Origin of the sequence: Streptomyces sp. McG3, assembly GCF_018619185.1 — a bacterium.
Classification (GTDB): Bacteria; Actinomycetota; Actinomycetes; order Streptomycetales; family Streptomycetaceae; genus Streptomyces.
This window is the reverse complement of sequence record NZ_JAAXYC010000314.1, coordinates 1-8,786: the sequence shown is the minus strand read 5'-3', so window position 1 is coordinate 8,786 and position 8,786 is coordinate 1. Positions and strand designations below refer to the sequence as shown.

The 8,786-nt window shown below is 73.5% G+C and carries 9 protein-coding genes; 3 read left to right on the top strand and 6 right to left on the bottom strand.

All coding sequences use genetic code 11. The features are described 5' to 3' along the window. From HET64_RS32455 to HET64_RS32445, 3 genes are all read right to left on the bottom strand, one after another. Positions 1-1,504, bottom strand: a 1,504-nt coding sequence (locus HET64_RS32455) for a PTS transporter subunit EIIC (protein ID WP_215110732.1), incomplete at its 3' end; no start/stop codon positions are given. A gap of 50 nt (positions 1,505-1,554) precedes the next feature. Further along, positions 1,555-2,526, bottom strand: a complete 972-nt coding sequence (gene murQ / locus HET64_RS32450) for an N-acetylmuramic acid 6-phosphate etherase (protein WP_215110731.1) — start codon at positions 2,524-2,526, stop codon at positions 1,555-1,557. Between the two features lie 61 nt (positions 2,527-2,587). Further along, a complete protein-coding gene (locus HET64_RS32445) occupies positions 2,588-3,505 on the bottom strand; it encodes a MurR/RpiR family transcriptional regulator (RefSeq protein ID WP_215110730.1) in 918 nt (305 codons plus the stop codon). 140 nt (positions 3,506-3,645) lie between these two features. Between HET64_RS32445 and HET64_RS32440 the strand changes: the two genes are divergently transcribed. Together HET64_RS32440 and HET64_RS32435 are read left to right on the top strand one after the other, a co-directional pair. Then, positions 3,646-4,014 (top strand): hypothetical protein, encoded by a 369-nt coding sequence (locus HET64_RS32440; protein WP_215110729.1) that lies wholly within the window; start codon positions 3,646-3,648, stop codon positions 4,012-4,014. Further along, the gene (locus HET64_RS32435) at positions 4,011-4,292 is read left to right on the top strand and encodes a DUF4031 domain-containing protein (protein ID WP_215110728.1); all 282 of its coding nucleotides are present in this window, start codon (positions 4,011-4,013) and stop codon (positions 4,290-4,292) included. Before HET64_RS32440 ends, HET64_RS32435 begins: the two co-directional genes overlap by 4 nt. Here the strand turns inward: HET64_RS32435 and HET64_RS32430 are convergent. The 3 genes from HET64_RS32430 to HET64_RS32420 all read right to left on the bottom strand — a co-directional run bounded on the left by HET64_RS32430 (position 4,225) and on the right by HET64_RS32420 (position 7,843). Continuing rightward, entirely contained in the window at positions 4,225-5,499 is a 1,275-nt protein-coding gene (locus tag HET64_RS32430) for a Cmx/CmrA family chloramphenicol efflux MFS transporter (RefSeq protein ID WP_215110734.1), read from the bottom strand. The genes HET64_RS32435 and HET64_RS32430 overlap by 68 nt on opposite strands. Before the next feature lie 202 nt (positions 5,500-5,701). After that, positions 5,702-6,937: a PQQ-binding-like beta-propeller repeat protein gene (locus HET64_RS32425; protein WP_215110727.1), complete on the bottom strand. Its 1,236-nt coding sequence runs from the start codon at positions 6,935-6,937 to the stop codon at positions 5,702-5,704. A gap of 144 nt (positions 6,938-7,081) precedes the next feature. After that, positions 7,082-7,843 (bottom strand): hypothetical protein, encoded by a 762-nt coding sequence (locus HET64_RS32420; RefSeq protein ID WP_215110726.1) that lies wholly within the window; start codon positions 7,841-7,843, stop codon positions 7,082-7,084. Positions 7,844-7,952: 109 nt separating this feature from the next. Between HET64_RS32420 and HET64_RS32415 the strand changes: the two genes are divergently transcribed. Next, positions 7,953-8,702 carry a LamB/YcsF family protein gene (locus HET64_RS32415; RefSeq protein ID WP_215110733.1) on the top strand — a complete coding sequence of 250 codons (750 nt, stop codon included), beginning with the start codon at positions 7,953-7,955 and terminating at the stop codon, positions 8,700-8,702. The last annotated feature ends 84 nt before the right edge of the window (positions 8,703-8,786 follow it).

Genomic DNA, 8,786 nt, shown 5'->3' with positions numbered 1-8,786 from the left:
GGGCAGTGGTGGTGGGGTGGGTGTTGCCCTGGGCGGCGACCGTGGACGGGGCCGGTTCCTGGGAGACGTTGAACTCGGCCAGCAGGTCCTTGCCGAAGCCGAAGAAGTACGTCGCGACGAACCCGGCGACATAGCCGACGAGCAGGCCGCCCGCGTAGATCGCGATCGTCGAGCCCAGGCCGTGGTTGCCGTCGAGGAGGGGGAACAGGGCCCAGCCGGACGGTCCGATGGCCGTCGAGCCGACCGTGTCGCCGAGCTGGTTGAACAGGCCGACGAAGCCGGCGCCGAACGCGCCGCCGACGCACGCCGTGACGAACGGGCGGCCGAGGGGGAGCGAGACGCCGTAGATGAGGGGTTCGCCCACGCCCAGCAGGCCCGCCGGGAGCGCGGACTTGATGGTGCGGCGGATCGACTCGTTGCGGGGGAGGCGGAAGTAGACCGCCACGGCGGCGCCCACCTGGCCCGCACCGGCCATCGCGAGGATCGGGAGCAGGACCGTGTAGCCCTGCTGCTCGATGAGCGTGGTGTGGATCGGGATCAGCGCCTGGTGCAGGCCCAGCATCACCAGGGGCAGGAACAGGCCGCCGAGCACGAAGCCCGCGCCCGCGCCGCCGTTGGACAGCAGCCAGTCGGCGAACGTGCCGATCGCGGAGGACACCTCGCCCGCCACGTACATCAGGCCGAAGATCGTCACCAGGCCGGAGATCAGCACCGTCAGGGTCGGGGTGACCAGGACGTCCAGCGCCTCCGGCACCCACCGGCGGCACCACTTCTCCACGTACACGGCGAGGACCGCCGCGCCCAGCGCGCCGAGCACACCGCCCTGGCCGGGGGAGAGCGTCTGGCCGAACGCGTCGATGTTCGCGACGCCCGGGAAGACGATGATCGCCGCCACCGCACCGCCCAGGATCGGCGTACCGCCGAACTCCTTCGCGGTGTTGTAGCCCACGAACACCGCGATCAGCGCCATGAAGCCGGACGCCATCGCCGCCAGCGCGGGTGTCACGGCGGGCAGCCACTGGAGGTTCACCAGCAGGCCGTTGAGGCCCGCGATGATCCCGCAGCCGATGAGCGCCGGGATCAGCGGCACGAAGATGTTGGCGATCTTGCGCAGGAACAGCTTGAACGGGGTGGCGTTCCTCGCCTTCCGCTGGGCCTTGATCGCCGCGCCCTGGGCCGCCAGTTCCTCGGCGGAGACGGGGGCCGTACCGGGTTCGGGGGCCGGTTCGGGCGCGGCCTCCCGGGCCTCCTCGACCAGTTGCTCGAACTCCGGGGTGACCCGGGCGACCGTGCCCGGGCCCAGCACGATCTGGTACGTGTCGTCGTCGACGACGCCCATCACGGCGGGCAGGGCCTTCAGCGCCTCGTCGTCGACGAGGGACCGGTCGTGCAGACCGAGGCGGAGCCGGGTCATGCAGTGGGCGATGGAGGCGACGTTCGCCCCGCCGCCGACGAGCGGCAGGATCGCGGCGGCGGTGGCGCGGTTCTTGTCTTCTGTGGCCATGGTGCTCGGTGCCTTGCTGTGCGGGGGGTGGGGCGGAGTACCCGGGTGGGTCAGGTGGTGCGTACGGCCGTCAGGGCGGCGCGGAGGTGGCCGTCCGCCTCGGTGAGGCGGGTGGCGGCGGTGGGGCCGTCGACCTGGCCGAGGATGACCAGGATCGCGTTCTTGACCTCGCCGTCGGTGGCGGCGAGCGCTCCCTCGATCTCGGCGTCGGACGCGCCGGTGGCCAGGGAGACGATGTGCCGGGAGCGGGCCCGCAGCTTCTCGTTGGAAGCCCGGACGTCGACCATCAGATTCCCGTATGTCTTGCCGAGCCGGATCATCGTGATCGTCGAGATCATGTTGAGGACGAGCTTCTGGGCCGTGCCCGCCTTCAGCCGGGTCGAGCCGGTGAGCAGCTCGGGGCCGACGACGACCTCCAGGCCGTGTTCGGCGGCGGAGCCGAGCGCGGAGCCGGCGTTGCAGGAGAGCCCGATGGTCAGGGCGCCCTGCGCGCGGGCGTGCTCGACCGCGCCGATCGCGTACGGCGTGCGGCCGGAGGCGGAGATGCCGACCACCGTGTCGTCGGCGTTCAGCTTCAGCCCGTCGAGGTCGGCGGCGGCCAGCTCCTTGCTGTCCTCCGCGCCCTCGACGGCCGTGACCATGGCGGACGGGCCGCCCGCGATCAGGCCGATGACCTCGGACGGGTCGGTGTTGAAGGTGGGCGGGCACTCGCTGGCGTCCAGCACCCCGAGGCGGCCCGCGGTGCCCGCGCCCGCGTAGATCAGCCGGCCGCCGCGGGCCATGCGCTCGGCGGTGGCGTCGATGGCCGCGGCGATCTGCGGCAGCCGCTCGGCGACGGCGGCCGGGACGGTGGCGTCCTCGCCGTTCATGATCCGGGCGATCTCCCGCGTGGGCTGCCGGTCGATCTCGGCCAGCTCGGGGCGGAACGCCTCGGTGGTGAGGGTGGCCAGCTGGGCGCGGAGTGCGCCGTAGGTCCCGGAGGCCTCGGGGGTGTCGGTGTTCGCGTCGGTGGTGGAGGTCATGAGGTGCGGCTCAGCTTTCTCGGTGTGCTCGGTCTCGTACGCGTACGGGGGTGCGGGGCGGTCAGCGGGTGCGCGGGTTGTGGCGGTGGGCGAGCGCCTCGTAGGAGGCGGCCAGGGCGGGCGCGGCGGTCTCGTACGTCCGCTGCGCGACGCCTATGAACAGGCAGTCCACGACGAGCAGCTGGCTGGTGCGGCTCGACATGGCGGCGGGGCGCAGCTCGCTCTCGCGCGCGGTGGACGTGGTCAGTACGTGGTCCGCGTACTGCGTCACGGGCCCGTCGGGCCGGCCGGTGATCGCGATCGTCGTCGCCCCGCGGTCGAAGGCGACCCGCAGCGGCTCGATGACGTCGCCGGTGGAGCCGGAGTGTGTGATCGCGATGGCCACGTCGCCGGCGCGCAGCTGCACGGCGTTGGTCACCGCGAGGTGCGGGTCCATGTGGGCGTGGGCGATCAGTCCGATCCGGAGCAGCTTCTGCGCCAGGTCCTGGCCGACGAGGGAGGACGCGCCGACGCCGTAGACGTCGATGCGGCGGGCGGTCGACGCGGCGGCGACGGCGGCCCCCAGCTGTACGGTGTCGAGCCCGGCGGCGGTGTCGGCGAGGGTCTGCTGCTCGTCGAAGGCGAGCTTGGCGACCACGTCGGCGATCGGGTCGTCCACGGCGATGTCGGCGGTGACGGCGGGGGCCCGGCCGGACTCCTGGTGCGCGGCGAGGCCGGCCAGCGCGAGCCGCAGGTCCCGGTAGCCGGGGTAGCCGAGGAGCCGCGCGGTGCGGACGACGGTGGCTTCACTGGTGCCGGTGAGCTCGGCGAGACCGGTGACGGTGAGGGCGGCGCACCCGGCCGGGTCGCCCGCCACGGCTTCGGCGACCAGCTGCATCGAGCGGGTCATGGAGGGGGCGAGGGTCCGGACCTTGGCGGCGAGGGCCGCGGGGGCCGGCGGGGAATCGCCGCTGAAAATTTCCTTCACGTCACTGGTCACATCTGAAAGATATTTTCAACCCCGGGGTCCGTCAAGCCCCCTTTGGTCCCTACCTCTGGCGGGGCCGCCACCGGCGGTCCCGGGATGCCGCCGGGACTGCCCGGGGCAGGGCCTTTCCCGCACGGGCGCACAATGGGGGCATGGAGTTGAACCCCCTGGAGCAGGCCCTGCACACCGCCCGCGCGCTCGTCATGGCCGACCTGGCGGCGGGGGACGTCGCCGAGGCGGACATCGTCTCGCTGGTCGAGGACGCGGTGACGCACCGGCGGTGGTGGGTGGAGCAGTGGCCCGAGGGCGCGGAGTTCGTGGCCGGGCTGGTCGCCCAGGACGTGCAGGACGCGCTGCTGGAGCGGTACGGGCGGTGGCCGCTGTGCCCCGCGTGCGCCGAGGAGGAGCCGCACGCCCTGGACGTGGAGCCGGAGCTCGGGCCCGACCCGCACTGGGTGTGCACCAAGGCGGCCGTGGCGGTGGCGCCCGTGGGGGCGCTGGGCGAGGTGCCGCGGCGGTGACGGTCTATATCGACCCGCCCACCTGGCCCGGACACGGCCGCCTCTGGTCGCACCTGGTCAGCGATGTCTCGTTCGAGGAACTGCACGCCTTCGCGGCCGCGATCGGCTGCCCGCCGCGCGCCTTCGAGCGCGATCACTACGACGTGCCCCAGGCGCACTACGCGGACGCCGTACGGGCCGGGGCGCGGGAGATCGGCTCGAAGGAGCTGGTCAGGCGCCTGACGGATGCGGGACTGAGGAGGCCGAAGGGGCGGCCGGCGCCTGGCGGTCGTCCCTAGGGGCCTCGGGGGCCGCCGCGCTCTTCGCGATGAGCCGCGAGCGCGACCGGCCGCCCTCGCCGCCGCCGCGCTGGAGGTGCAGCGCCACTCCCACCGCCGCCAGGGCCAGGGCCGTCATCGCCGCGCCCGCCCAGGCCGTGGAAGCGAAGCCGAAGTCCAGGTCGATCACCGTGCCGCCGAGCCACGGGCCGCTCGTGTTGCCCAGGTTGAACGCCGCCGTCGTGGTGGCCCCGGCCAGCGTCGGGGCGGCTCCGGCCACGTTGAACATCCGGGCGTTCAGCGCGGGGGCCGTGAAGAAGGCGGACAGGCCCAGCAGGAACGCCAGCGCGATGACCGCGACCTGGCTGGAGGCGAAGAGGGCCAGCGCCACCAGGAACACCGTGGACGCCGTGATGCCGCTCAGCAGCACCCCGAAGAGGTGCGCGTCCGCGACCCGGCCGCCGATCATGGTGCCGATCAGCGCACCCGCCCCGAACAGGCCGAGGATCCACGGGACCCAGCCCGAGTCGAGGCCCGCCACGTCCGTGAGCAGCGGCGCCAGGTAGCTGAACGCGCAGAACACCCCGCCCGCCGCGAGCGCGGTGATCACGATGGCCAGCCAGACCTGCCGGTCCCGGTAGATCGCCAGTTCCCGCTTCAGCTCCGGCTTCTTCTCGGGCAGCGGGATGTGCGGGATACGCGTGGCGACGCCGGCCAGGGCCACCGCCGAGGCCGCGCCGACCGCCCAGAACGCCGAACGCCAGCCGAAGTGCTCGCCGAGGAAGGCCCCCAGCGGCACGCCCAGCACGTTCGCGACGGACAGGCCGCCGATCATCACGGCCATCGCCCGCGCCCGCTGGTTCACCGGGACCATCGCGATGGCCACGGCCGCGCCGACCGCCCAGAAGCCCGCGCAGGCGAGTGCGCTCAGGACCCGGGAGACGAAGAGGATCTCGTACGTCGGGGCCAGCGCACCGGCGATCTGGCCGAGGCCGAACACCGAGATCAGCGCGATCAGCGTGGTGCGGCGCGGCAGCCGGAGCGTGGCGACGGCCAGCAGCGGGGCGCCGACCACCATGCCGATCGCGAACGCGGATATGAGGAGTCCGGCCTGCGGGATGGACACGTTCATGTCGTCGGCGATGGGCGGGAGCAGGCCCGACAGCATGAACTCGCTGGTGCCGAGTGCGAAGACCGAGAGGCCGAGAATGTATACGGCCAGCGGCATGGGTGCGCGGCGGGAGGGAGAGTCGGGCATGACTCGTCCCAACGCCGGAGAACGCTTCCGCATTCCCGGCGAAGGGAGGGGGACGTGCCTGTTCACCTCCCCGTTACGTCACCCGTTGCGTCGCCCGGTCCGTCGCCCGTTACGTCACCCGATCGTCCCCCGTCGCGTCAGTGGCTTCTCGACGGCTCCGGCGACGGCTCCGTCACGCGGGGAGGGCGTGCAGCTTCTTGCCGTGCAGGGCGAAGACGCGCTTGCCGTCGGTGGCCACCAGCCAGGCGTGGTAGTCGCCGGACTTGTCGTTGAACGTCCAGCGCAGGCCGCCGCCCTTCGCGTCGAAGGCGTGGACGCCGCCCTGCTTGTCGAGGTCGGTGGCCCCATAGAGCGTGCCGCCCACCTTGACGAACTGCCGGGGCACCTGACCGCCCGCGTCCTTGAGGGCCGTGGACTGCCAGATCTTCTTGCCGGTCCCCGGCTCGACGGCCCACAGCGTCCGGCCGCTGTCCGCGATGTAGAGCACGTCCTCCAGGAGGGTCGGCTCCCGGAAGGTGGTGAACTCCTCGGCCCGTACGGACCACTTCTCGGACCCGTCGGACAGCGCGAAGGCCTGGAGCCGCTGCCCCTGCGGGACGATCACCAGATCCTGGTGGACGACGAACGGCCCGTAGCTCGTCTTCGTGGTCTTCTGCGTCCAGACCTGCTTGCCGGTGGCGGTGTCGCGGACCGTGAGGTTGTTCTTGAAGTCGGTGTAGACGAGATAGCGGCCCCGCACGGCGGCGTGGACGCCGTTCTGCTGGGTGCCGAGGTCGCGCTGTTCCTTCCAGGCCACCTTGCCCGTGCCACTGTTCAGCGCGGCGATCACATTGGTGTGGGACGAACCGTCGGCCTCCAGGATCTCGGCGATGACGTACACCTGCTCCGCGTCCACCGCGACCGGCCTCGGCTGCCGGTACTCCTTGCCGAGGCGGCTGCGCCAGGCCTCCTTGCCGGACCCCGGGACATAGCCGGCGACGCTGCCGTCGTACGTGCCGCTCTCCAGGTACAGGGTGCCGTCGCCGAGCAGCAGGGGCGCCCCGGGCACCGCGCCGCCCGGCAGCGACCACCGCTCCTCGCCGGTCGCGCCGTCGAAGGCGGCCAGCGGATCACCGCTCGCGATCACCACGCCGTCCACGGCCACGAGCTCGTCGTTGTCCCCGTAGGTCTGTGCCGACGTCGACTTCGTCCACAGCGGCTCGGGCGCCCTGCCGTCCTCGGGCGCCTTCCCGTCCACGGGGGAAGCGCTGCGCGGCGGCGGCGTGCTGCCCTCGCCGCCCGTCGCGAGCTCGTCCTCGCAGCCGGTCAGCCCGGCTCCGAGCGCTGCCATGGTGATCCCGCCACCGGCCAGGCGCAGTACGCGCCGCCGGGAAGATCTGCCGACCGTCGTGCCGAGTCCCTTGGACATGTCGCCGTACCCCCGTGGAGTTGTGTGCATCTGCGATGGGAGACGTTAGCGGCCGTCGGGCTTCACCGGTCGGGCCAGGGCGCGACCGGGACGACACCGTGAACGAACCGGAACATTCACCGGTCGGCGGGGTCGGGCACCTGGTCAGCCGGCGCCCGACGAGGTCAGCAGCTCCAGCTCCGTCGCCAGGTTGTGCCGGGCCCGCGCCTCCCAGGCGGCCGCGCCGTGCGGGGTACGGAACAGCCGCGGCAGGTCGAGGAGTTGCCGCAGCACCGCCGCCCGGCCCTCCCGGAACGCCCCGTCCGGGACGAAGCCGTACTCCTCCCGGACCCGGGCCGCGTACGCCCCGTACTCCTGCGGGCCGCCCGCCAGGACCGCGAGGTCGGCGTCGCACAGCGCCTCGCCGTTGCGGTCGCCGTCCGCCGGGTCGTGCGTGACGGTGAGGCGGACCAGCCGGGCGACCTCCGCCACCACCGCGTCCGGCACCCCCGCCTCGGCCAGCGCCCGCTCGGCGAGGGCGGCGCTGCGCTCCTCGTTCTCCGTGCGGTCGGGCCGGTACACCGCGTCGTGGAACCAGGCGGCGAGGCGTACCGCGTGCACGTCGTCGGCGTGCCCGGCGAGGGTGTCGACGCCGTCCAGGACGGCGGCCAGGTGAGCGGTCGTGTGGTAGCGGCGCTGCGGCTCGGCCCAGCGGGCGAGGAGGTTCTCGGCGTACGGCAGCGGATCGGGGCCGTCCGCCCCGGCGCGCGCGGCGACCAGCGTGTCGTGCCACCGGTCGCGAAGGCCGGCGCCGCGAGGTCCGGGGTCGCGGGGTCCGGGGTCGCGGGGTCCGGCGTCGTGGGAAGAGGTCTCCCCGGGGTCGGCGTCGTGGGAAGTGGCGTCGTGCGGGCGGAGGCTCTCCGTCATGGGACGACTCTAGGGCGGGCGGTTCCAGGACGGCGCGGGGCCGCCCGTCCGGCCCCCGGACCGCCCCTTGCCGCCCTGCTGAACGGTCATTACCGTGCGCGGCGTGATGATGGATCTCAACGCGGATCTCGGCGAGGGCTTCGGCAACTGGACCCTGACCGACGACGACGCGCTCCTCGCCTGTGTCACGAGCGCCAACGTGGCCTGCGGCTTCCACGCGGGCGACGCCTCCGTGATGCGGCGGGTCTGCGACGCGGCGGCGGCCGGCGGGGTACGGATCGGGGCGCAGGTCTCCTACCGGGACCTGGCCGGGTTCGGGCGGCGGTCGATGGACGTGCCGCCCGCCGAGCTGACCGCCGAGATCGCCTACCAGATAGGCGCGCTGCGGGTCTTCGCGGAGGCCGCCGGGTCCACCGTCTCGTACGTCAAGCCGCACGGCGCGCTGTACAACCGGGCGGTCTGGGACGACGACCAGGCCGCCGCCGTCGTCGCGGGCGTCCGGCTGGCGGGTGGAGACCCGGCCGTGCTCGGGCTGCCCGGATCGCGGCTGCTCGCCCGTGCGGCCGAGGCCGGACTGCCCGCCGTTCAGGAGGCCTTCGCCGACCGCGCGTACACCCCGCGGGGCACCCTCGTCCCGCGCGGTGAGCCGGGCGCGGTGGTGCACGACCCGGACGACGTCGTACGCCGGAGCGTCGGCATGGCCGTCGAGCGGGCGGTGACCGGGGCGGACGGCAGCCGGATCCCCGTCTCGGCGCGCTCGCTCTGCGTCCACGGGGACACCCCGGGCGCGGCGGCCCTGGCCCGCCGGGTGCGGGCCGCGCTGGAGGAAGCGGGCGTCGAGGTAAGGGCGTTCACGTGACCGCTGCCGGCCCACACGATGCCCTCGGCGCCTCCGGCGGCGCCGAACGCGCCGACAGCGCGAGCAGCGTCCCCAGCCCCAGCC